Origin of the sequence: Citreimonas salinaria, from assembly GCF_900107235.1 — a bacterium.
Taxonomy (GTDB): domain Bacteria; phylum Pseudomonadota; class Alphaproteobacteria; order Rhodobacterales; family Rhodobacteraceae; genus Citreimonas; species Citreimonas salinaria.
Map to the genome: position 1 here is coordinate 340686 of NZ_FNPF01000004.1, position 23369 is coordinate 364054.

20 protein-coding genes and 3 pseudogenes are annotated in these 23369 nt (G+C 68.3%); 8 read left to right on the forward strand and 15 right to left on the reverse strand.

Features of this window, described 5'->3' with window-relative positions; genetic code table 11:
• The first annotated feature begins 38 nt into the window (after nt 1–38).
• Nucleotides 39–743, forward strand: a complete 705-nt coding sequence (locus tag BLW27_RS07730; protein WP_089881838.1) for a hypothetical protein — start codon at nt 39–41, stop codon at nt 741–743.
• A 318-nt stretch (nt 744–1061) separates the two neighbouring features.
• Here the strand turns inward: BLW27_RS07730 and BLW27_RS07735 are convergent, their stop codons facing one another.
• The 10 genes from BLW27_RS07735 to BLW27_RS07780 form a co-directional block, all read right to left on the reverse strand.
• A complete protein-coding gene (locus tag BLW27_RS07735) occupies nt 1062–2294 on the reverse strand; it encodes a lytic murein transglycosylase (protein ID WP_089881841.1) in 1233 nt (410 codons plus the stop codon).
• 93 nt (nt 2295–2387) lie between these two features.
• Entirely contained in the window at nt 2388–3368 is a 981-nt protein-coding gene (locus tag BLW27_RS07740) for a DNA topoisomerase IB (RefSeq protein WP_089881843.1), read from the reverse strand.
• A gap of 79 nt (nt 3369–3447) precedes the next feature.
• Complete coding sequence (locus BLW27_RS07745) at nt 3448–4209, reverse strand: TIGR04290 family methyltransferase (protein WP_089881845.1); 762 nt, start codon at nt 4207–4209, stop codon at nt 3448–3450.
• A 24-nt stretch (nt 4210–4233) separates the two neighbouring features.
• Nucleotides 4234–5244, reverse strand: a complete 1011-nt coding sequence (locus BLW27_RS07750) for a UDP-glucuronic acid decarboxylase family protein (RefSeq protein ID WP_089881847.1) — start codon at nt 5242–5244, stop codon at nt 4234–4236.
• Complete coding sequence (locus tag BLW27_RS07755) at nt 5244–6341, reverse strand: CgeB family protein (RefSeq protein ID WP_245710810.1); 1098 nt, start codon at nt 6339–6341, stop codon at nt 5244–5246. The genes BLW27_RS07750 and BLW27_RS07755 overlap by 1 nt, the downstream gene beginning before the upstream one ends.
• A gap of 8 nt (nt 6342–6349) precedes the next feature.
• Nucleotides 6350–7441, reverse strand: a complete 1092-nt coding sequence (locus BLW27_RS07760; RefSeq protein ID WP_089881850.1) for a CgeB family protein — start codon at nt 7439–7441, stop codon at nt 6350–6352.
• Entirely contained in the window at nt 7438–8553 is a 1116-nt protein-coding gene (locus tag BLW27_RS07765) for a CgeB family protein (protein ID WP_089881852.1), read from the reverse strand. Before BLW27_RS07765 ends, BLW27_RS07760 begins: the two co-directional genes overlap by 4 nt.
• Nucleotides 8550–9641 carry a glycosyltransferase family 4 protein gene (locus BLW27_RS07770; RefSeq protein WP_089881854.1) on the reverse strand — a complete coding sequence of 364 codons (1092 nt, stop codon included), beginning with the start codon at nt 9639–9641 and terminating at the stop codon, nt 8550–8552. The genes BLW27_RS07765 and BLW27_RS07770 overlap by 4 nt, the downstream gene beginning before the upstream one ends.
• Nucleotides 9638–11632 (reverse strand): NAD-dependent epimerase/dehydratase family protein, encoded by a 1995-nt coding sequence (locus BLW27_RS07775; protein ID WP_089881856.1) that lies wholly within the window; start codon nt 11630–11632, stop codon nt 9638–9640. Before BLW27_RS07775 ends, BLW27_RS07770 begins: the two co-directional genes overlap by 4 nt.
• Nucleotides 11629–12744 (reverse strand): NAD-dependent epimerase/dehydratase family protein, encoded by a 1116-nt coding sequence (locus BLW27_RS07780; protein ID WP_089881931.1) that lies wholly within the window; start codon nt 12742–12744, stop codon nt 11629–11631. Before BLW27_RS07780 ends, BLW27_RS07775 begins: the two co-directional genes overlap by 4 nt.
• A gap of 232 nt (nt 12745–12976) precedes the next feature.
• Here BLW27_RS07780 and BLW27_RS07785 point away from each other — a divergent pair, with 232 nt between their 5' ends.
• Entirely contained in the window at nt 12977–14002 is a 1026-nt protein-coding gene (locus BLW27_RS07785) for an MDR/zinc-dependent alcohol dehydrogenase-like family protein (RefSeq protein ID WP_089881858.1), read from the forward strand.
• On the forward strand, nt 13999–15045 hold the full coding sequence (locus tag BLW27_RS07790; protein ID WP_089881860.1) for a Gfo/Idh/MocA family protein: 1047 nt from the start codon (nt 13999–14001) through the stop codon (nt 15043–15045). Before BLW27_RS07785 ends, BLW27_RS07790 begins: the two co-directional genes overlap by 4 nt.
• Nucleotides 15046–15106: 61 nt before the next feature.
• On the opposite strand, the gene BLW27_RS07795 is transcribed toward BLW27_RS07790, so the two are convergent.
• The 4 genes and pseudogenes from BLW27_RS07795 to BLW27_RS07810 all read right to left on the reverse strand — a co-directional run bounded on the left by BLW27_RS07795 (nt 15107) and on the right by BLW27_RS07810 (nt 17176).
• A complete protein-coding gene (locus BLW27_RS07795) occupies nt 15107–15376 on the reverse strand; it encodes a hypothetical protein (protein ID WP_089881862.1) in 270 nt (89 codons plus the stop codon).
• Nucleotides 15377–15699: 323 nt separating this feature from the next.
• Nucleotides 15700–16068, reverse strand: a pseudogene (locus tag BLW27_RS07800) (transposase); the annotation flags it as partial.
• Nucleotides 16058–16349 (reverse strand): annotated as a pseudogene (locus BLW27_RS21665) (IS6 family transposase); the annotation flags it as partial. The pseudogenes BLW27_RS07800 and BLW27_RS21665, both read right to left, overlap by 11 nt.
• Nucleotides 16350–16483: 134 nt before the next feature.
• On the reverse strand, nt 16484–17176 hold the full coding sequence (locus BLW27_RS07810) for a GntR family transcriptional regulator (protein WP_089881865.1): 693 nt from the start codon (nt 17174–17176) through the stop codon (nt 16484–16486).
• 138 nt (nt 17177–17314) lie between these two features.
• On the opposite strand from BLW27_RS07810, the gene dctP reads away from it, so the two are divergent.
• From dctP to BLW27_RS07835, 5 genes are all read left to right on the forward strand, one after another.
• Nucleotides 17315–18298, forward strand: a complete 984-nt coding sequence (gene dctP / locus BLW27_RS07815) for a TRAP transporter substrate-binding protein DctP (protein WP_089881868.1) — start codon at nt 17315–17317, stop codon at nt 18296–18298.
• A 144-nt stretch (nt 18299–18442) separates the two neighbouring features.
• Nucleotides 18443–19027, forward strand: a complete 585-nt coding sequence (locus BLW27_RS07820) for a TRAP transporter small permease subunit (RefSeq protein ID WP_089881870.1) — start codon at nt 18443–18445, stop codon at nt 19025–19027.
• Nucleotides 19027–20343, forward strand: coding sequence for a TRAP transporter large permease (locus tag BLW27_RS07825; protein ID WP_089881872.1), 1317 nt, complete (start codon nt 19027–19029; stop codon nt 20341–20343). The genes BLW27_RS07820 and BLW27_RS07825 overlap by 1 nt, the downstream gene beginning before the upstream one ends.
• Nucleotides 20340–21587, forward strand: coding sequence for a malonyl-CoA decarboxylase (locus BLW27_RS07830; RefSeq protein ID WP_089881874.1), 1248 nt, complete (start codon nt 20340–20342; stop codon nt 21585–21587). Before BLW27_RS07825 ends, BLW27_RS07830 begins: the two co-directional genes overlap by 4 nt.
• 16 nt (nt 21588–21603) lie before the next feature.
• Nucleotides 21604–23118: a malonate--CoA ligase gene (locus tag BLW27_RS07835; RefSeq protein ID WP_089881876.1), complete on the forward strand. Its 1515-nt coding sequence runs from the start codon at nt 21604–21606 to the stop codon at nt 23116–23118.
• 14 nt (nt 23119–23132) lie between these two features.
• On the opposite strand, the pseudogene BLW27_RS07840 reads toward BLW27_RS07835, so the two are convergent.
• Nucleotides 23133–23270: pseudogene (locus BLW27_RS07840) on the reverse strand (transposase); the annotation flags it as partial.
• Nucleotides 23271–23369 lie beyond the last annotated feature (99 nt).

Below are 23369 nucleotides of genomic sequence, written 5' to 3' on the forward strand. Positions count from 1 at the left end.
GACCCGCGCCGCCTCTGCCACCTGCACGGAACCTCGCCATGCGCGCCGCCATAGTCCTTGCCCTGCTGTTCGCCCTTGCCGCCTGCGGCCGACCGCTGACGCAGAATGAAACCGCATACCTGAAGGCGCTGAACGGCGAAACTCTGGACGTGGGCCGCATGCGGCTGGTGGACGGCCACTTCGCAGGCAGCCTGAGCTACACCATCCCCGTCCGTCCGCGCACGACCTGCCAGGAACGCATCTGGCCGCCCGTGTTGCAGGAGCGGCGGGTCGAGGTCTCTCCCGCCGCGACGGTGGTGTTCAACACCGTGATGCTGCGCCGCGACATCTACCGGCCGGACCTGATGGCCGGCTTTCCCGAGCGGATCGACCTGTTCCAGGCGATGCTTCTGGCGCACGAGGCGGTGCATGTCTGGCAATGGCAGAACCGCGACCGCACGCGCTACCACCCGCTGCGGGGCTTGGGCGAGCATGCCGGCGGGCGCGACCCCTACCTGTTCGACGCGGACGAAATGCCGGACTTCCTGGACTTCGGGTACGAGCAGCAAGGCGCCATTGTCGAGGAATATGTCTGCTGCCGCCTGCTGGACCCCGAGGCGCCACGGACGGCCCGATTGCGTGCGCTGATCGGGCAGCACATGCCAGTGGACGGGCTGGATGCGGTCCTGGACGGCCCGCAGGTGCGCCTGCCCTGGAGCGGGGGGCGCACACAAGGCATCTGCCGGCCCGGGCACACCGGCTGAGCGTCCCGCGTGGGTACGTCGCGTTCAGATAAGCACGCTGGGAAGTGTGTCTGGATACGGTGCGTGACCGGCATCGGTCCGATAGAGATCCCGGAGCGCCGGCAAGCCGGCGCTCCGGGCGCACTCACACCCAACACGCCCGACCGGACGCGCACTCGTAAAAACCCTTTTGGGAAGACGGAACTTTGTTCCCGGCCCGGACCTGTGCGCCAAGCCTTTGGCGCGGCCTTCGGGGGTGGGCGCGGTTCTGCGCCCTTGTCCGCACCACCTAGCCAGCCAAACCTTTAGATCAGATTACCGCTGACCGGCGTTTTCGCTTCAAAGCTGTGCGAGCAATTCGCGCGACGGCACACCGGTCACCGGCAGGCCGCGGGCGCGCTGGAAGGCTGCGATCGCGGCGCGGGTCTTGTCGCCGATCACGCCGTCGGGGCTGCCGGCGTCGAATCCGGCTCGGTTCAGCCCGGCCTGCAGCGCCTTTCGCTCGGACTGGCGCAGACCCGTGGCGTCGGGGCCGAAATCGCCCACCAGTGGCCCCGCGCCCGTCAGCCGGTCCGACAGGATGCCGACGCCCAGGCCATAGTTCTCGGACGGGTTGTATCGCAGGATCGTGTCGAAGTTCCGGCTGACCAGGAAGGCCGGCCCCGTCGTGCCCGACGGCGTCAGCAGCGCTGCATCGCCAAGCTCGGGCAGTGCCCCGCCGCGCGCCGGCACTACACCAAGGCTGCGCCACGCGGAGGTCGGCCGGCGGTTGCCCCGGCCGGTGCCGCGCGTGTCGAAGCCGCCGGGAAGTCGCACCTCGACCCCCCAAGGCAGACCCGGCCGCCAGCCGTTCTCGCGCAGGAAGTTCGCGGTCGAGGCCAGCGCATCGGTCGGATCGTCGGACCAGACGTCGCGCCGCCCGTCGCCGTCGAAGTCTACCGCGTGCAGCGCGTAGGTGGTGGGGATGAATTGTGTGTGACCCATCGCCCCCGCCCAGCTGCCGCGCAATTGCGCGGGCGTGGTGTCGCCGCGCTGCAGGATCCGCAGTGCCTCGATCAGGTTCGCCTCGAAGAACCGGCCGCGGCGGCCGTCGAAGGCCAGCGTGGACGTCGCCGAGACCACCGGAATTTCGCCGCGACGGGTGCCGAAATAGCTTTCGACACCCCAGACGGCGCCGATGATCTGCGCGGGCACGCCGTAGCGGTCCGCGATCGCCGACAGGGTCCCCGACAGGCGGGCCACCACGGTGCGGCCGAAGGCGATCTTGTCCTCGGGGGCGACCAGCGCCAGATAATCCTCGAGCGAGCGCTTGAACTCGGCCTGGTTGCGGTCGCGCTCGATCACCTCGGGGACGAAGCCGGCATTGCTGAACGCCGCTTCGAGGGTCGCCGCGCTGATGCCCTGCGCCGCCGCGCGGCCACGGAAGGCCGCCACCCAGGCATCGTAGGCCGGGTTGGGCTGCGGGCGGAAAGTCGCTGCATCGGCGGCGGGCAGCGGCGCGCGCGGAGCCGCCCCGCAGGCCGACAAGGCGACCAGTCCGGCCGCGCCAAGGGTGAAACCGCGTCTGTCCATGCCTGCCTCTTGGTCGTTTTGACTATAGTATCGTGCCGCGAAAGGGGACGAAATGCGGCGCAGCGGGCATCGGCGGAACCGCGCCGCCGCGCTCTACCGCGTCAACAACGTCAGAAGGGCGTTCTCGGGCATGCGAAGTTCCCGGTGCTCCGGTGCCTCCTGCGCGATGCGCTGACGATCCGGCAGGGGCACATCGACAAGGTCGATCACCTCGGGGTGGATATAGCTGTTCCGCGCGATGGTTGGCGTGTTTCCCAACGCCTCCGAGGCCGCTTCCGCCATCGCCTTGACGGTCAGGGTTTCCTCGCGCAGCGCCGTCTGAAGGGCGGCGACGGTGCCGTTCCAGGTGCGGAAGGTCTTGGCGGTAAAGCCGTCCTCGCCGGTGATGTCGTGCAGCACCTCGTTCACCTGCGTCGACGTCACCTCGTGCACCCGGCCGTGGTCGTCGATCCAGGTTGCCAGCGCCGCGCCCGGCAGGTCGTCGAGAGAGTGCAGCACCTTCGCCAGCCGCCTGTCGCGCAGCGTCTTCGTAATCCGCGCGCCGCCCTTGCCGCTGTAGTCCAGGCGCAGGCCGTCCTCGTGCAGCGTCAGGTGGCGGGGCCGCAGCGTCGTGGCACCGTAGGCGCCGTGCTCGACATCCTTGGCGTTGCCCACGCGCAGCGACAGCCGGTCGATCATCGCAAGCACCGCCGCGATGGCGAAGTCGCGGTCGCCGGCATCGTTGCGCAGGTCGCGGCGGATGCGCCGGCGGATCGCGGGAAGATGCGTACCGAAAGAGGGCAGGTCCGCGTATTTGCGCTGCGCGCGGTACTCGGTCCAGCTTTCGTGGTAGCGGTACTGCTTGCGTCCCTTCGCGTCGCGTCCCGTGGCCTGAAGATGGCCGTCGGGCCGGGGGCAGATCCAGACGTCGGTATAGGCCGGCGGCACCGCCAGCTTGTTCAGCCGCTCACGCTCGGCCTGGTCGGCGATGCGGGTGCCGCAGGGCGCGATGTAGCACCAGCCGCGGCCCGCGCGCCTGCGCGTTATTCCGGGAAGGCTGTCAGGGTAATAGACGAGATCGGGGATGTGCTTCATGGTCCGCTTGAAACCGGCTCGTGCGCGGCCGGTTCCGCGCCGGCGATCACGACTTCGCCGCCGCCGAACGCGGTCCGCCTCAGCCGGCCGTCACGATGCGCGGCGGCGGCGGCACCATCTCTCCGCGCTCGCCGCGGCGGCACAGGTAGACCTCGCGCTCCATCTGGTCTTCGATGGTGAAGCCGGACGAGCGAAGCATCGCCTCCATCCCCGGCTGGTTGGGAATGAACCAGTTGGTCGGGTCCGACGAGAACCGCTTCTCGATGAACCACAGTTGCGGCCAGTCCTCGCGGCTGAACGGCTCGGGGTCGTTGAAGTCGTAGTCGGGGGCGACCGGGGCGGCCTGTAGGTCGGGGCCGCGCTGCATGCACTGGAACAGCATCATGTCGCCGACCACGTGCTCGTACAGCAGGTCCAGCGCCAGCAGCGGATGGCGCAGGTGGTAGAGCACGCCCATGAAGATCACGAGGTCGAACTTCTCGCCCAGGGCCTCGACATCGTAGACGTCCATCTGCCGCAGGTCGAGTTCCACACCCTCGCGCTCGGCCGCGAAGCGCGCCTGCGCCAGGTAATGCGGGTCGCTGTCGATGCCGACCACGCGGCCGGCGCCGCGGCGCGCCATCTCGAGGCTGTAGAACCCGGCGTTGCACCCGATGTCCAGCACGCTTGCCCCCTGCAGGTCGTCGGGCAGCGCGTGGCGAAAGCCTTCGTACTTGAACCGCGGGTAGTCGCCCAGGAAGTGGTTGGGCGCGGTGTCGATCCCGTCGATGGTCAGGTTGTGGAACCACGGCGCCAGCTCGGCGATGCGGCGGGCGGTCTCATTCTTGTCCTGTACGGTCATTGGATCACTTCTTGTCGTGTAGAGTTATTGCGTCACCTTCGCATGACGCGTGCTCCCGCCCGACGCGGCGACAGGCCTTTGCAGTTCCTGTGCGAACCACGGGACGGTCTTCTTCAGCCCTTCCTCCAGTGGCACGCGCGGCGCCCAGCCCAGCAGCGACTTGGCGCGCGCTATGTCCGGGCGCCGCCGCTTCGGGTCGTCCTTCGGCAGCGGGCGGAACACCGGCCGCGCCTCGTTCGGCACGGCTCGGCGGATCTGCTCGGCCAGCTCGAGGATGGTGAATTCGCGCGGGTTGCCGATGTTCACTGGACCGTCGGGGGTCTCGGCGATTTCCATCAGTGCCATCAGGCCCTCGACCATGTCGCTGACGTAGCACAGCGAGCGCGTCTGCTCTCCGTTGCCGTAGATCGTCATCGGCTGGTCCAGCAGGGCCTGGCAGATGAAGTTCGACACGATCCGCCCGTCGTCGCACTGCATGTGCGGCCCGTAGGTATTGAAGATACGCGCCACCCGCACCTCGGCGCGGCCTGCGCGCAGATAGTCGTAGCACAGCGTCTCGGCGGCGCGCTTGCCTTCGTCGTAGCAGGCGCGCGGGCCGTTGCAGTTCACGTGACCGGCATAGCCTTCGGGCTGGGGATGCACCTGGGGGTCGCCATAGACCTCGCTGGTCGAGGCCTGCAGCAGCCGCGCGCCCTTCTTCTCGGCCAGCGCCAGAAGGTTGTTGGTGCCCACCACGTTGGTCATCATCGTCCGCACCGGATCGGCTTGGTAGGCCGGGGGCGAGGCGGGAGAGGCGAGGTTGTAGATCCGGTCCAGCCGGTCGCGGATCGGGGGCAGCCGCTCGACATCGGCCTCGATCAGCCGGAAGTTCGGATGCCCCAGCAGGCCGGTCAGGTTGTCCCGCCGTCCGGTCTGGAAGCTGTCCACGCAGATCACCTTGTGGCCCTGCTCCAGCAGGGCTTCGCACAGGTGCGACCCGATGAAGCCGGCACCGCCGGCCACCAGGACCGTCCTCGCCACGGGTGTCATTTCCATTACGCGGTCTCCTCTTCCTCGCTCAGGCTCTCGCGCTCGGGGCAGTCGTGCAGCATTCGCACGAGGTCCCGGGCACGAGCGCGGCCGGTGTGATCGGCCAGCACGATCCTGCGTGCTTCGGCCGCCAGAGCCTCGGGCGCGGTGCCATCTTCGCCTGTCAACGCAGCAACGGCATCTTCGGTCCCATCGGCGATGACGATCGCCTTTCCCTCGGGCAGCAACTCGCTCAGCCCCTGCCAGCGGTCGGACAGGATCGGCGTGCCCACGGCGGCGGCCTCGAACAGCCGCACGCTGGGAGACCAACCCAGCCGGCGCATCGCGACGCGCGTGATGTTCAGCGTGAAGCGCTGCGCGCTGTAGAAGGCCGCGTGTTCGCTGGGGGGCAGGTGCTCGATCCGCTCTACGTTGTCGGGCCAGTCGATGCCCTCGGGATACTGTGCCCCCGCGACCACGAACTTCATGTGCGGCAGCCGGCGCGCGGGCTCGAGCATCAGCGCCTCGAGCCCCGGCTGCCGGTCGTCGCTGTAGGTGCCGAGATAGCCCATGTCCCACTTCATCGGCACGTCGACGCGGGAATAGCGGCTTTCGTCGACCGAGCAGAACAGCGCCCGCGGCGCCCGCGCGCCGTAGCGTTCCGACAGCCGATCAAGGACGCGCCCGCCCGAAAAGCTGAAATACATGTCGAAGACCGGCACCTGCCGGCGCGCCAGGTGCGCCTCTTCACCCTGGTCCAGCAGGTCCATCGTGACCGGGGTGTCGATGTCGTAGAAGCACAGCCGCTTCAGGTCCATCTTCGCCAGTCGGTCGATCAGGTCCGCGCCTTCGGGGACGTAGCTGCCGACGATCACCGCGTCCGCGGCGCGCAGCCGGTCACCGTGCCGCTGCTCGACCTCGTCCAGCGAGTGGTAGAACACCAGTTCGCAGAAATCCGGGTCGGGCAAGTCGCGGTTGTCGCCCGCGTACCACGGCACTTCGCGTTCGAGGAACAGCACCCGGTGCCCCTCGGCCGCGAGGCCCTTGATAAGCGCGCGGAACGTGGTGGCGTGCCCGTTGCCCCAGGACGAGGCCAGCGACAGGCCCAGGATGACGATGTCCATCGGCCGGCTCATGCGGGCGCCCCAGCGATCTGGACGCGCTCGCGCAGCATCGCGTCGAGCTGCCGGGCGCGGTGGGCGTAGGTGTGCTCGGACAGGATGCGGGCGCGCGCGCGTTCGCCGATCGCCTCGTCCCGTCCTGGCGGCAGGGCGCGCAGGCACTCAGTGACATCCTGCCCGTCGCGGGCGACCAGCACCTCTTCGCCGGGCTTCAGGAACAGCTCGATCCCCTCCCAGTAGTCGGTCATCAGGCAGGCGCCGGCACCGGCGGCCTCGAAGACGCGGGTGGCGGGGGAAAAGCCGTTCGCCGCCATGCTGTCGCGCGCGATGTTCAGCACGACGCGCGGCGTCACGTTGAAGGCGTTGTGGTCGGCGGTGCGGACATGGCCGAGGCAGCGCACATTTTCCGGCACCGCACCCTGATCCCAACCCGAGCCGCCCAGCATGAAGCGCATCGACGGCAGGTCGCGCGCCGGGGCGAAGAAGAACTGCTCCACCCGCGCCTCGCGGTCGGGCAGGCGGTTGCCAAGGAACGCGAGGTCGCAGGCGAACTTCGGATCGGGCGGCACCGGGTGGTGCGTCGCGGGGTCGAGCGCGTTGTAGATCGGCACGCAGTCCCGCGCGCCGAGGCGCCGATAGGCGTCGATCACCGGGTCGCCACCGCCATAGGTCAGCACCAGGTCGAGATCCGGCAACATGCCCCGCAGCGCGTCGTCGGGATTGGCCTGCATCGCGGCCAGCGTGGCGGGCGCGTCAACGTCCCAGAAGATCTTCAGCGCACCCGGTGCGGCATGAGCCATGACCTCGCGCAGCAGCGCGTCGTCCTCGAAGCCGACGCCGCTGGCCTTGACCACCACGTCGGCCTTCGCCGCCTCGGCCGCCACGCGCTTCAGCGCCTCCGGGGTTCCCTCGTAGACCACGACCTCGCACCAGTCGGGCGGGTCGATGTCGCGGTTCGCCTGCCGGTCGTAGACGTCGGGCTCGTAGAAGGTGACGCGGTGCCCGTGGGCGGCGAGTGCCTGGATGATGCCCCGGTAGTAGGTCGCCGCCCCGTTCCAGTAGCTCGACAGAAGGCTCGATCCGTAAAAGGCGATGCGGGTCATTGGCCGGGCTCCATTTCGCGTGTCGTCTGGACGCCGAGGCGCGCCAGCACCTCCAGCAATTCGTCGGCCCGATGGCCGCAGGTGTGGCGGTCGAGGATGGTCTCCAGCCCGCGCTCGGCCTGTTCGCGCGCCGCTTCCGTGTCGGACAACAGTTCGCGCAGGTGGCCCGTCATCTCGTCGCCGTCGCGGGCGAAGCGGAAGTCGCCGGGCCGGAACAGGCCCTCGGCGTCGTCCCACGGGGCGCTGACCAGGGGGATGCCGCAGGCGAGCGCCTCGAACGGGCGGATTGTCGGGATGCCGGGCAGGCTTTGGACGTAGGGCCGGCGTGGGACATGCACCGTCACCCGGTGGCGGGCGAAGGCCTCGGGCACTTCGGCGTTGGCGATGCTGCCGCCATAGGTAATGCCAGCCGCCTCCAACCGCTCCAGCGCGTGTTCCGGATAGCGCACGCCGTGGATGCGCGTCGTCAGGCCCAGCCGCTCCGCGGGGCCGATCAGGAAGGTTTCCAGCTCTTCGCTGCGCTCGTCGTCGCCCCAATTGCCGACCCAGATCAGGTCACCGTCGCGATCGACCTCGGGAAGGGGCCGGAACAGGCTGATATCCGCGGCCTCGTGCCAAGTGAACACCTGCCGGCCCCAGCCTGCCTGAAGATAGCGTTCGCGCAGCGTCTCGCCGAAGGCCAGCACGCCGTCGTAGCCAGACAGGTCGAGGCCCTCGATCTCGCCCTCGGCGCTGACCGCGCGGTGATGGGTGTCGTGGAACAGCAGCGTGAAGCGCGCGCCTTGCGAGCGTACCCGGCCCAGCTGCGCGACCAGGCCCGGATCGGTCCATTCGTGCACGACCACCACGTCGGCACCCTCAAGCGCCGCCTGGTGGTCGAACGCGGCCGGATAGACCTCCCAGCTCAGGTCGGGGAAGGTTCGCTCGAAGTCATCGATGGCGCCGGGTCCGCGGTCCTGGATCAGGTTCTCGCGGCTCCAGGCCCCTTCGGGTTCCAGCGCGTGGGTCTCGTGGCCCCGCGCCTGCAGCGCGCGCATGACGCCGCGCAGGAAATGCGCGTTGCCGTGATTCCAGTCCGACGCAAGCGAGTGGGTGTAGAAAACGAACTTCATGCTGCTCCTTCGGTCGCCATGGCGCGGTCGCGCACGCGGTCGTGGATCGCGGCCATCGCCTTGGTCTGTGCCTGTGTCGTGTAGCGGCGCGCGCGGTCCTGCGCCGCGGTGCCGAGGACGTCGCGCCGGGCCTCGTCGGCAGCGAGATCATTGAGAGCGGTTGCCAGCGCATCGGCATCGCCCGGCGGGAAGAACAGCGCGGCGCTGTTCCAAAGCTCACGGAAGGTCGGGATGTCGGCCAGCACCAGCGGCGCGCCGGCGCGTGCGGCTTCCAGCACCGCCAGCCCGAACGGCTCGTAGAGCGAGGGCGAGACGAAGATCCCAGCGCTGGCAATCAGCTGCGCCGCGTCGTCGTGGTCGAGGTGCCCGCGATGGTCCGCGTGGCGAATGTCGATCCGCGCCCCGTTCGGGCCTTGGTCGGCGCCCAGCATGAGCACCGGCCAACCGCAGTCGCGTGCCGCGCGGTCGAGCGTGGCGCCGCCCTTGCTTTCGTCCCACCAACGTCCGGCGGCGACGGCGGTCCGCGAGCGTTCGGCGGCCGGCACCGGACTGCGGCTGGCGTTGTGGACCACATCTACCGTCCCGAGCGTGTTGTAGAGCCGCGTCATCGCGGTGGCGTGGCTGGCCGAAGGCGCTACGACCGCGTCGGCGCGCGCCAGCCCGGCGGCGGTCAGGTCGTGGATCCAGCGCATCCCGGCCGGCGCGGTTTCGCCGCGCACCGCCTCGAACCAGCTGGCGAGGCAGGAATGCGAGACCGCCACCACCGGCACGCCCGCGGGAATGTCGGCCGCGAGGCTGGGCAGGTTGCACTGGATCACGCTTGCGCGGCGACGCGCCGCCACGTCGGCCAGCCAGCGACCTGCGCCGGCCACGTCGCTTGGCCCCTGCGCCATCCAGTCCAGCGCCTGCCTGCCCCAGTCGAGCGGCCCGAGCGCCTCGGCCTCGGCGCGCTGGGCGGCGGAAGGGGCGGGGCCAAAGCCCGCGAAGCAGACAGGCTGCCCCGCCGCGACCAGTCCGGCGCCAAGGTCGACGGCATAGCGCCAGACCCCGCCCACGGCATCGAGCGTGATCAGGACGGGTCTTGTCATGCCGGGACCCGCTGACGCTCGGGCGCGCGTGCGGCGCCATCCGACAGCCAGCCGGCGAGGCCGCGCAGTCCGTCCCGCCAGCCGATTCGGGCGCGCCACCCGGCGGCTTGTTCCAGCGCACGGGTGTCGGCCACGAACCACGGCTGGTCGCCCTGCCGCCAATCCTCGAAGGTCACGTCGATCTTGCTGCCGGTGATCGCCTCGATCTCGCGCAGGACCTGCAGCAGGCTGACCGTGTTGGACGTCCCGCCGCCCAGGTTGAAGGCCCGGCCCGACAGCGCGTCGATCTGGCCCAGCACCGCGCGGTAGGCGGCCACCGCGTCCGACACGTCCAGCACGTCGCGGACCTGCCGCCCGGTGCCGAAGACCGTGATCGGGCGGCGTTGCAGAGCCTGGATCAGGAAATGCGCGACCCAGCCCTGGTCCTCGGTGCCGAACTGGCGCGGGCCGTAGATGCAGCTCATCCGCAGGACGGCGGCGGGCAAGCCGTAGCTGCTTGCGTAGTCCAGCACGTACTGGTCCGCCACCCCCTTCGAGCAGCCATAGGGCGTGCAGAAATCCAGCGGCCGCCCCTCGCCCACGCCGTGCGCGCGGGTCCCTTCGTCGAGCGGTGCACAGGCATCGTTGCTATCGCCCACCTCCAGATCTGCCAGTGCGCCGTAGACCTTGTTGGTCGAGGCGAAGACCAGCGGTATCTTGCGTCCCGTCGCGCGGATGCCTTCCAGCAAGTTGAGCGTGCCGCGCGCGTTCACGTCGAAATCCGCCATGGGCGAGACCAGGGACGTGGTCACGGCCGTCTGCGCCGCCATGTGCAGCACCGCGTCGGCATCGCGCACGGCCTCGCGGACCGCGAGTTCGTCGCGCAGGTCGGCCGGCACCGCGTGCAGCCGGGGGCCGTGGCGCTGGGCCAGCCAGTGCAGGTTGCGCTCGACCCCGGGGCGGCTGAGGTTGTCGATCACGACGACGTCGCGCCCTTCGGACAGAAAGCTTTCCGCCAAGTTCGAGCCGATGAAGCCCGCGCCGCCGGTGATCGCGATCGGGCGGGCCTGCCGTGCCACCGCCGGCGTCGCTAGGCGCGCGACCTCGCGCACCTGCGCGGGGCCGCCCGCCGTCAAAAGCCGCGCCAGAAGCTTGGGCGCGCCGTCCGCCTCGACCGCACCGAGGTGGTAGTGGCGCGGGTCGAACCAGTGACCTTCCTGCACCGCCACGTGCTCGGGCAGGTCGCGCCAAGCGTACCAGTACATCCGGTCGGCGCCGGCATCGAGCGCCTCGAGGAAGCGACGCGCCTGCTCCATGTCGTCGCGGCGCCAGGTCGAATAGCCGGTCTCGGTGATCCAGATCTCGCAGGCGGGGTTCCAGCGATCGAGAATCTCGCGCATTTCGGCCATGTGGACGTTCCAGCCGTTCCACGTGCCTTCCTCGCTGTCCCAGGTGCCGGGAAAGCCATGGATGCCGGCGGCGACCACCTCGGCCAGCACGCCGCGCTCTCCCATGAGGTTCAGCCAGTAGGGATCAAAGGGCGCGGGTCCGCCGAGGACCGGCTTCCAGCCGCGCTGCCTGACCCAGTAGGCCGCGCCGCCGACCATTTCGCAGAACAGGTCGCAATCCGGGTCCTCGCGCCAGTCCCAGTCGAGCAGGTTGTTGGGCTCGTTCCACAGCTCGACGTATTCGAAATGCTCGCCGTGCCGGGTGAGCACCATGTCGAGGAAGTCCGCGAAGTCCTTCAGCACCTTCGGCGCGCCGGAACTTCGCCCGGTGCGCGACAGCGAAGGCGGCGTGTAATGCACGCAAGGCAGCAGCTCGATATCACGCGCGAGACGCGGCAGCAGCCAGTCGTACCATTCCTGCCCGCCGGGCGCGTGGTACTCGGCCCAGCTCAGGTGCGTGCGCAGGTATTTCGCCCCCGACGCCACGAGCTTAGGCAGTACCTCCTCGACCCTGTCGTACTCGCCGGGGCGGAACCACTCGACGAAACCGTACTCGTCCTTCACGATACCAGACCCCGCTCCTCGAGCTGGCGCCGCATCTCGTCTCCGCGGTCCTTCTTGCCGGTCTCGGGCGCGCTGCGCACCCACTCGACGAAGGGCCCCAGGCTATCTTCCAGCCGCTTCTCGGGCGCGAAGCCCAGCAGGTCGCGTGCCTTGCTGATGTCGGCGAAGCAATTGCGGATGTCGCCCATACGGAACTTGCCCAGCACCTCGGGCTCCAGCTCGGCGCAGCCCATCGCATCCGCCAGAAGCTGCGCCACCTGCACGACGGTATAGGAATTGCCCGAGCCGACGTTGATTACGTGCCCGGCCGACTCGTCGCGTTCCAGCGCCAGCGCGAAGGCCCGCGCCACGTCGTCGACATGCACGAAGTCGCGCTTCTGCTGGCCGTCCTCGAAGATCGTGGGGCGCTGGCCGTTGGCGAGGCGCGATGCGAAGTTCGCCAGAACGCCGGTATACGGGTTCGACAGCGCCTGACCGGCGCCGAAGACGTTGAACAGACGCAGCGCGGTGGTCGGGATGCCGTAGGCCTCGCCGAAGATCAGGCAGGCCTGTTCTTGCTGGAACTTCGTCAGCGCGTAGATCGAGGCGAGGTCGACGCGCTTGTCCTCGTCCGTCGGGCGGGCAGTCAGCGTCTCGCCGTTCGGCCCCTGCGGCTCCCACTTGCCCGCCTTCAGGTCGGCGGCCTTCCGGCGCACCTTCTCGTGCAGCCGGCCCCCGGAATCCTCGTAGTAGCCCTCGCCGTAGACGCTCATGGAAGAGGCGACGACGAGCCGGCGCACCGGGTCCTCGGCGATCGCCTCGAGCAGGACCGCGGTGCCGAGGTCGTTCGCGCCCACATAGCGCGCAATCTCGTACATCGACTGGCCGACGCCCACCTCGGCGGCCAGGTGCACGACCTCGTCGACCCCCTGCAGCGCCGAGCGCAGCGTGTCGATGTCGCGCATGTCGCCCTTGATCACCTTGGCCTCGGCGGGCGGTTCGGCGGCGGCGTCACCGTGCACCTGGTCGATCATTGCATCGTACAGGACAACCTCGCGGCCCCTGGCGAGCAGTTCGGTGGCCACCTGTCGCCCGATGAAGCCGCATCCGCCCGTTACCAGCGATTTTCCCATGGTTCCCATTCCTCGCAAATCATGCATGTTGAGGGCTAAAGCCTCGGGAAGATGCAGAAGTTCCATATAAAATATGACTTTAGGGTCATTCCCGGAGAAAACAGCATCTTCAGAGACTTCCCGAGCTTCTTCCGGAACGGATCAACTCGGCGTGAGTTGGGCCGGTCGAAGCAGGCAGCGGTGACGCCGAAGACGCCCCGCCGCCGGACCGGGACCAGACCAAGGAGAGACGATGACAGACCACAGCAGCACCTCCATTGCCGCCCCAGAGCCCGCCGCCGACACGGTCGCCCGCGCGGCGCGCGTCGTGGCGCCGGGTCGGGTCGAGATGGTCGCGGTGGACCTGCCGCGCCCCGGCGCCGGACAGGTTCTCGTGCGGATCGAGGGCTGCGGCGTCTGCGCGTCGAACCTCGAACCGTGGTCGGGGCCCGAATGGCAGGACTTCCCGATGGAGCCGGGCGTGCTGGGCCACGAGGCCTGGGGCGTGATCGAGGCGCTGGGCGAGGGCGTGGCCGACCTGCACGCGGGCCAGCGCATCGCGTGGCTCGGCAACCAGGGTTACGCTAGCCACGAGATCGTCGAGGCTGAGACCGTGCTGCCGCTGCCCGAAGCGCTGGACGGGCGTCCCGTGCCGGCCGAGCCGCTGGGCTGCGCCATGAACATCTTCCGCCGCGCGCAGATCAGCAGCGGCCAGACGGTCGCGATCATCGGCATCGGCTTCATCGGCGCGGCACTGACCGCGCTGGCCGCGCAGGCCGGCGCGCGCGTCATCGCGATCTCGCGACGGCAGGAATCGCTGGACCTCGCCCGCCGTCTTGGCGCCTCGGACACGATTCCGATGGAGGATCACTGGGAGATCATGCGCGAAGTCGGCCGCCTGACCGAGGATCGTCTCGCCGACGTGGTGATCGAGGCGGTGGGCCTGCAATGGCCGCTGGACCTCGCCGGCGAACTGGTGCGCGAGGGCGGTCGCCTGGTGATCGCCGGCTACCACCAGGACGGCCCGCGGCAGGTGAACATGCAGATGTGGAACTGGAAGGGCATCGACATCGTCAGCGCGCACGAACGCGACCCCGAGGTGCAGCGCCGCGGCATGATCGAGGGCATCGAGGCCGCCGCCGACGGGCGACTCGACCTCGACGCGCTGCTGACCCACCGCTACCCGCTGTCGCGGCTGGGCGACGCGCTGGACGCGACGCGCGACAAGCCGCAGGGCTTCGTGAAGGCATGGGTCTCGCCGCAGGAGGACGGGCAATGAGCGACACCGCAATGCACGACCAGACCACCGCAACCGTCACCACGCGCCGCCCGCGCCTGGCCTTCCTCGGCCTCGGCTGGATCGGCCGCAACCGGATGGAGGCCGTCGCCGCCGAGGACGTGGCCGACATCGTGGCGATTTCGGATCCCGCGCCCGAGGCGCTGGACGAGGCGGCACAGTCGGCGCCCGATGCAGTCCGCTGCGATGACCTCGACGCGCTTCTGGCGACGAAGCCGGACGGCGTCGTCATCGCCACGCCCTCGGCCTTGCATGCCGACCAGACCATCGCCGCGCTGAATGCCGGAGCCGCCGTCTTCTGTCAGAAACCGCTGGGCCGGACCGAGGCCGAGGCCCGCGCTTGCATCGACGCAGCGCGCATGGCCGACCGGCTGCTGGCCGTGGACCTCAGCTATCGCCACGCCGCCGCCTTCATGGCCCTGCGCGACGCCGTTCAGGCGGGCGAACTGGGTCCGGTCCACGCGCTCGACTTGACCTTCCACAACGCCTACGGCCCGGACAAGCCGTGGTTCCGCGACCGCGCGCTCTCGGGCGGAGGGTGCCTGATCGACCTCGGCGCGCATCTTCTGGACATGGCCGCCTGGGCGATGGGCGCGCGCGATCTGCGCTGCACCTCGGCGCATCTTTACGCGGGCGGCAAGCGCCTGATCGGCGACGCGGTCGCGACCTCGGTCGAGGATTACGCCGCCGCCACGCTCGAAACGCCCGAGGGCGGGGTCATCCGGATCGCGTGCTCGTGGAACCTGCCCGCGGGCCGGGATGCCGTGATCGGCGTCGACGCCTTCGGCACGCACGGCGGGTTTTCGGTGCAGAACGTGGGCGGCAGTTTCTTCGACTTCATTGCGCACCGTCACCACGGCACGCAAAGCGAACAGCGCGTGGCTCCGCCCGACGATTGGGGCGGCCGTGCCGCCGCCGACTGGGCGCGGCGGCTCGCCGGAGGCGCGCGCTTCGATCCGGCCTGTGAAAGCCTGGGTACGCTTGCCGCCGCCATCGACGGCGTCTATGCCCGCGCCGCCGGCTGAACTTGCGGCCCTGCCGCGCCGCCCGTCCCGCACGGGGCGGGCGGCGCCAGTACCGGCCGGTCTAGCCGGCCGAGTCGCGGGAGATCATCTTGGAGAACATGCTGTCGTCTTCGTAGAGCAGCGCGAGCTTTTTCTTCTCGAATTCCTCAAAGAATTCGTCCCAGCTGATCTCCTCCAGTGCCTCGTGCTCCGAGTTCGGCGCGTCGGGGAACATGATGCGGATGATGCCCACGTCGTCGTCCGTATGCGTCCGGTCCACGGCGGCGGGCTTGCCGCCCTTGGCCTCGGCCCACTTGCGGATCGTGTCGTGATCGGTCGTCGTCTCAGCCATTGTCTGATCCTCCTTTTGGTGACCGAACCACCGCCGGAAAGAGACGTTCCCCGCAGGAACCCATGCATGGCGATAAAATCCGCCAAGGAAACCCGAAAATGCCGGCGCCAAAGCGTCCGGCGGAACTGCGTAGACTGTCGTTGCGAGGTGTTATTGCGGGAGATGGGGGCACGCCCACCTGGCGCAAGGCAATAGAAATGGCCCACCGAAGGCGGCTCTAGCAGCCGCGGTTTCATTGGATCATCGTGATCGATTGAGTGCTGGTAACGGTGTTGTTGCGCAACGCGCGCCTGAGGCGTGGCTGCCCCTTCCCCTATTGCCCGTCATGGCACGCGGATAGTCTCGGCGGTGCCGAGGGCGTTGAAGCGTTTCATGAGGGCGATGCGGATGTGGATTTCGGCGGTCTGGCGGTCGGGGTCTCTCGCGGCGATGCGCTCGCCGAAGGCTTTCAGGCAGCGCATCCTCGCCTCGATCGGGCTGCGGGCATGGTATCCCGTCCAGCGTTTCCGGAACGCCCGTCCGTCATATCGCGTCGCGCGCGGGGTTTCGGTACGGGCGCGTGCCGCGGGGCAGTCGCCTTTCCAAAGGCGGCCGCTTTTCCGGATCGTAATGATCGGCGTGGCGTGACGGTCAGTGATGGCCTCGTGGCAGCGGCGCGTGTCGCAGGCGCCGCCGGCGGTCACGGTGCCGATAATGTGTCTCACCGTTGATCTTCACGAACATCTCGTCGAGGTGCCGCCGCCAGCGGCTGGACCGCATGCCCTCGATCCGACGCTTCCGGATTGGGTCGCGAGCGTAGGGCCGAAGCGATGCCACCAGTAGCGGATGGTTTCGTGGCTCAAATCGAAGCCCCGCTCGTGAAGCAGATCCTCGACGTTCCGCAGCGATAGCGGGAAGCGGATGCGGAGCATGAGGTCAGCCGGATGATCTCCGGTGACGTCTTGAAGAAGCGGAATGGGCTGCGCTTGGTCATGCTTTCAGGCTAGGCCGCGGGCAATTGCGCCTCACGCAAACTTCCTCTGACAGTGCCTTGAAGCGCCTAAGAGTGCCTATCAGCGCCCAGACGACCGCACTACCTCCCTCAGGACGAGATCCTCCGGCGGCCCGCTACGGTAGGTTCGGAGCATGTCGGTCTCCTGTGCGGCTATCGGCAGGCTGCTTTAGGCTGCTCATGAGAAGGTGGAACTTCTCGCCCTGTACGGCAACATGGGCCCGGATCGCCTTGGCGGCCGCGGCCGCATCGCCGCGTTCAAGCGCCGCGACTACCGCCTCGTGCTCGGCCATCGACTGTGCGAGACGCCCGCGCAGGTGCAGTTGCCGGCGCCGGAACGGCGCCAGCCTGCGCTGCAACCGCAGGCACTTGTCTTCCAGGAAGCCGTTCGCCGATTGCCGGTACAGGATGGCGTGGAAGCGCTCGTTCTCGCGGTAGTAGCCGTCGACATCGCGGACCTCGACCGAGGCGTGGCATCGGCCATTCACCGCGCGCATCTCGTCCAGCGCGGCGTCGGTGATCCGCGACGCGGCCAATCGCGCGCAGGCGGCTTCCAGCTCGGCCATGACCTCGAACATCTCGAGCAGCGCGACCGGGCCGGGCTGGCGCACGAAGACGCCGCGGCGCGGGATCTGCTCGACCAGGTTCGACACCGCGAGCCGCTGGAACGCCTCGCGCAGCGGCGTGCGCGAGACATCGAAACGTTCGGCCAGCTGCACCTCGTCCAGCCGGTCGCCATCGGCGAATGTGCCGTCGAGGATCAGGCCCTCGAGCGTTTCCGCAATGGTGTCCGAGCGTTTGCGTCGCATGCCTCGATGTATACGAAAACGCGGTCAGCGCGACAATACCAGAGTTATTGTATACAAACTTGTTGACGCAGCCGCGTTACGTTGCGAAACCTTTTGGGTCGGCGGTCTGGAGGGGCCGCCACAAGGGAGGAAAAACCGATGAAGCTTACAACATTCGCCGCCGCGGCGACGCTGTGCGCGACCGCATTCGCCGCACAGGCCCAGCAGGAACTGCGCATCTCGCACCAATGGTCCGAAGGGGACGTCCGCCACAAGGTCGCGCAGATGGTGGCCGACGAGGTCGCCGCCGCCGATGTCGGGCTGGACATCAAGATCTTCCCCAGCCAGTCGCTGTTCAAGGCGCGCGAACAGTACAAGCCGCTGTCCCGCGGGCAGGTCGACATGATCGTCTTCCCGCTGTCTTACGCGGGCGGCCTGCGCAACCCGTACAACCTGACGCTGATGCCGGGCCTGGTGAAGAACCACGACCACGCCGCGCGCCTCAACGATTCCGAGTTCATGGCCGAGATCGAGACGATCCTGAACGAGGACGACATCATGACGCTGGTGCCCGGCTACCTCGCCGGCGGCTTCGCCGGGACCGAGGAATGCATCACCGCGCCCGAGGACGTCGAGGGCAAGCAGATGCGCGCCGCCGGCAAGGCGTTCGAGCAGATGCTGGCGGGTGCCGGCGCGTCGATTGCGTCGATGTCCTCGGCCGAGATCTACAACGCCATGCAGACCGGCGTCCTCGACGCGGCGAACACGTCGTCGTCGTCCTTCGTCAGCTACCGCATCTATGAGCAGGTGGCCTGTTTCACGCCCGCGGGCGAATACGCGCTGTGGTTCATGTACCAGCCGATGCTGATGAACAAGTCGACCTTTGACGGTCTCAACGAGGAACAGCAGCAGGCGCTGATGGATGCGGCCGAAAAGGCCGAGGCCTTCTACCTGGAAGAGGCCAAGAAGGAGGACGGCGAGGCGCGCGACATCTTCGCCGAGAATGGCGTCGAAATCGCCGAGATGACGGCCGAGGAGTTCGAGGCCTGGCGCGCGCTGGCGCAGGAGACCGCCTACAAGGCGTTCCTCGAAGGCTCGCCCGAGGGGCAGAAGCTGCTGGACATGGCGCTGTCGGTCGAGTGAACGGCGCCTGACCTCGCGATCGGGGAAGGCCGGGCGCCGCGCGCGCCCGGTCGTCACCGCCGGCCGCTGGAGCGCCATCGATCGCGGCATCAGCAATAACGGCGCCTCCGCGCCACCCCGTCCACATCCAACGAGAGGCCGCGCATGTCCGGCTCTTCCAATAGCCAAACGGTCGCCAGACATGGCGGCAATCCCGTGCTGCGCGCGATCGGCTGGCTCAGCCAGCTCGCGGGCATCACCTCGGCGCTGCTGATCATCGCGTCGGTCGCGGTGACCTGCCAGATGATCTTCATCCGCTTCGTCCTCAACGGCTCGACCATCTGGCAGACCGAGGGCGTCACCTACATGATGATCGCCGCGACGATGCTGGGCCTTCCATACGTGCAGTTCCTGCGCGGCCACGTGAACGTCGACCTGCTGCCGCTGATGCTGCCGCACGGGCTTCGCAAGGTGTTGGCCTTCCTGGTGCTGCTGCTGACGCTGGCGGTGATCGGCGCGATGGTCTGGCACGGCTACCATTTCTGGCACGAGGCGTGGGACTGGGGCGAGACGTCGAACTCGCCTTGGAACCCCAAGCTGTGGGTACCTTACCTGATGCTGCCGCTGGGCTTCGGGCTGTATTTCCTGCAGCTCGCCGCCGACTTCTACGCCATGCTCACCGAGGTCGAGGAGCCGTTCGGCCTCAATGCCGACGCCACACTCTCCGACGTTGCCGAAAGGGCCGATTGATGGATCCGTTGTCGCTTGGATCGCTGGTGGCCGTGGTCACCGTGGGCGTGTTGTTCTCGGGGATCTCCGTCGCCGCCGGGCTGCTGGTGGTGGCCGGCGGGTTCCTGATCGTCTTCGACGGGATGTCGTCGCTGTCGCTGATGCCCGAGATATTCTTCGGCAAGCTCGACAACTTCGCGCTGCTGTCGATCCCGATGTTCATCATCATGGGGGCGGCCATCGCCTCGACCCGCGCGGGCGCAGACCTCTACGAGGCGCTTGAACGCTGGCTGACACGCGTGCCCGGCGGGCTGGTCGTGTCGAACCTCGGCGCCTGCGCGCTGTTCTCGGCCATGAGCGGGTCGAGCCCCGCAACCTGCGCCGCCATCGGCAAGATGGGCATCCCCGAGATGCGCAAGCGCGGCTATCCCGACAGCGTCGCCGCCGGGTCCATCGCGGCGGGCGGCACGCTGGGCATCCTGATCCCGCCCTCGGTCACGATGATCGTCTACGGCATCGCCACCGAAACCTCGATCGGGCGGCTGTTCCTGGCGGGGGTGATCCCGGGCCTGCTGCTGGTGGGGCTGTTCATGTTGTGGTCGCTCTATTCCACGTGGAAATCGGGCGATGCGCATGTGCTGCGCGCGACGACCTACAGCTGGCGCGAGAAGTTCGAGATCCTGCCCCGCGTGCTGCCCTTCATCGCGATCATCCTCGGCGTGCTCTACGCGATGTATGGCGGCATCGCGACCCCGTCGGAAACCGCCGCCGTGGGCGCGCTGCTGTGCCTGCTGATCGCGATGGTGATCTATTCCATGTGGTCGCCCCGCGCGATCTGGACGGTGCTGCGCGACAGCACCAAGGAATCGGTGATGATCCTGTTCATCATCGGCGCGGCTGGCGTCTTCAGCTACATGCTGTCGTCGCTGTTCATCACGCAATCCATCGCCGAATGGATCGGCTCGCTCGACGTGAACCGCTGGGTCCTGATGGCGATGATCAACCTGTTCCTGCTGGTGGCAGGTTTCTTCCTGCCGCCGGTCGCGGTGATCCTGATGGCTGCGCCCATCCTGCTGCCGATCATCACGCTGGCGGGCTTCGACCCGATCTGGTTCGCCGTCGTGCTGACGATCAACATGGAGATCGGGCTGATCTCGCCCCCAGTGGGCCTGAACCTTTACGTCATCAACGGCATCGCGCCCGACATCAAGCTCAAGACGATCCTCGTCGGCTCGTTGCCCTACGTGGGTTGCATGGTCGTGGCGATCATCCTGCTGTGCATCTTCCCCGGCCTCGCGCTGTGGTTGCCCAACCTGGTCATGGGAGCCGAACTGTGACGATCCTTGCCGACATGCTCTCGACCGTCTTCGAGCGGCGCTATGCCCCTTGGGGCGGCGGCCGCACGGACGCGCGGCCCATCCCGGACCAGGCCGCCGACCTGATCGGCGCGCGGGGCGAGATCTCGGGCCTGACGCTGGCGCGCTCGATCCTCGACCGTTACGCGGCGCTGGACGACGCGGGGCGGCTGGACTTCTTCCGCCATCTCGCCGATGAGATGACGATCGACACCGACCGGCTGCGCACCGCCCTGGCCGCCTACGAGCAGGGCCAGACCAAGACCACCTACCGTGCCGTCATGAACGCGGCAGAACCACCCCGGCAAGAGCTGATCCGCCGCCTGAACCAGGTGCCCGGTGCCACCAACGCGCTGGTCAATATGCGCGCCGACCTGCTCCGCCTCGGCCGGGACGAGCCCGCGCTGCAGGCGCTCGACCTCGATTTCCGGCACCTCTTCGCCAGCTGGTTCAACCGCGGCTTCCTCGTGCTGCGCCCGATCAGCTGGGAAAGCCCGGCGCGCATCTTGGAAAAGATCATCGCCTACGAGGCGGTGCACGCCATCGACAAGTGGGAGGACCTGCGCCGCCGGGTCGAGCCCGACGACCGGCGCTGCTTCGCCTTCTTTCACCCCGCCATGCCGGACGAGCCGCTGATCTTCGTCGAGGTCGCGCTGACCCGCGGCATTCCCGGTTCGGTCCAAGGCCTGCTGGCCGAGGATCGCACCGAGCTGAACAAGGACCGCGCCGACACGGCGGTGTTCTACTCGATCTCGAACTGCCAGAACGGGCTGGCGGGCATCTCGTTCGGCAACTCGCTGATCAAGCAGGTCGCCGCAGACCTGTCGATGGAGCTTCCGGGCCTGAAGACCTTCGTCACCCTGTCGCCGATCCCCGGTTTCTGCCGCTGGCTGGGTGATAGTGGCATCGCGCACGACCCCGCCGACGACGCGCAGATGCGCGCGCTGGCGGCGTGGTACCTCACACGCGCCCGGCGCGAGGACGGCACTCCGCTCGACCCGGTGGCGCGCTTCCACCTGGGCAACGGCGCCTCGGTGCACCAGTTGCATGCCGGCGCCGACGCCTCGGAAAAGGGGCAGGCGCAATCCTGCGGCGCGATGGTGAACTACCTTTACGATCTGGCCCGGGTGTCGCAAAACCACGAACGCTTCGCCGACGCGCGCGAAATCGCTACCTCCTCCGAGGTGCGGTCGCTGGCCGCCGCGGCCGACAAGCAGATGGCCTAGGAGGACAGAGAACAGCATGGCGAACCACCTTTACGACAGCCTGTTCGCGCCCCATGCCGGGCAGGACAGACCCTTCCTGATCCTGCCGGACGGCGACCGGATTTCCTACGCCGCGTTCCTTGCCCGCGCCGCGCAATTCGCCCACGCCATCACCGACGCCGGCCTCGCCCCCGGCGACCGCCTAGCCGTGCAGGTGGAAAAGTCGCCCGAGGCGCTGGCGATCTACGCCGCCTGTGTGCAGGCGGGCGTCGTCTTCCTGCCGCTCAACACCGGCTATACCTGCGACGAGCTGTCGTACTTCGTCGAGAACTCGGGCGCCCGCCTGCTGGTTTGCGACCCCGCGCGCGCGGACGCGCTGCGCGGCATGGCCGAAGGGCAGGGTGCGCAGCTTCTGACGCTGGGTGCCGACGGCACCGGCAGCCTTGCCGACGCCGCCGCCGGCAAGCCCGACAGCTTCGACACGGTCGCGCGCCACGCGGACGATCTGGCCGCGTTCCTCTATACCTCGGGCACCACCGGGCGCAGCAAGGGCGCGATGCTGACGCAGGACAACCTGCTGTCGAACGCGCAGACGCTTGTCGATTTCTGGCGCTTCACCGAAGACGACGTGCTGCTGCACGCGCTGCCGATCTTCCACACGCACGGGCTGTTCGTGGCGACCAACACGACGCTGGCGGCCGGCTCCACGATGATCTTCCTGCCGAAGTTCGACCCCGACGCGATGATCGAGCGCCTGCCGCAGGCCACCGCGATGATGGGGGTGCCGACCTTCTACACCCGCCTGCTGGACGACGACCGCCTGACCCGCGACCTGACCCGCAACATGCGGCTGTTCGTCTCCGGCAGCGCGCCGCTGCTGGCCGACACGCACGAGAAGTTCGCCGCCCGCACCGGGCATCGCATCCTCGAACGCTACGGCATGACCGAGACGAACATGAACACCTCGAACCCTTATGACGGCGAACGCCGTCCCGGCACCGTGGGCCAGCCCCTGCCGGGGGTCGAGGTCAAGGTGACCGACCCCGAGACCGGCAAGACCCTTCCCCAAGGCGAGACCGGGCAGGTCGAGGTGCGCGGCCCCAACGTTTTCAAGGGCTATTGGCAAATGCCGGAAAAGACCGCAGCCGAACTGCGCGAGGACGGCTTCTTCATCACCGGCGACCTGGGCCGCTACGACGAGGACGGCTATCTCCAGATCGTCGGGCGCGACAAGGACCTGATCATCTCGGGCGGCTACAACATCTATCCCAAGGAGATCGAGCTGGTGCTCGACGACCAGCCGGGCGTGCTGGAATCCGCCGTGATCGGCGTGCCGCATGCCGATTTCGGAGAGACGCCGCTGGCGGTTATCGTGCCCGAGAAGGGCATGCAGCCCGACCTCGACGCGATCGCCGAGGCGGTGCGCACCGCGCTGGCCCGCTACAAGCATCCGCGCGATTTCCGCGTGGTCCAGGAATTGCCGCGCAACACGATGGGCAAGGTGCAGAAGAACGTCCTGCGCGACACCTACCGCGACGCCTTCACGGCCTAGCCTAGGGTCTGGACTCATAGCCAATAGATGAGGGTTGCAGCGAGAGCGATTGCGGAGAGGAAGACCGTGGGGCAGCGATCATAGCGAGTTGCGGCCCGTCGCCAGTCTTTGAGCCTTCCGAACATGATCTCGATGCGGTTTCGCCGTCTGTACGGCATTGTTGCGTAACTCACGCCTAAGGCGTGACTTCCCCTTTCCCCGCTGATGTCATGCCACGCGAACGATCTCGGCGGTGCCGAGGGCTGAGAAGC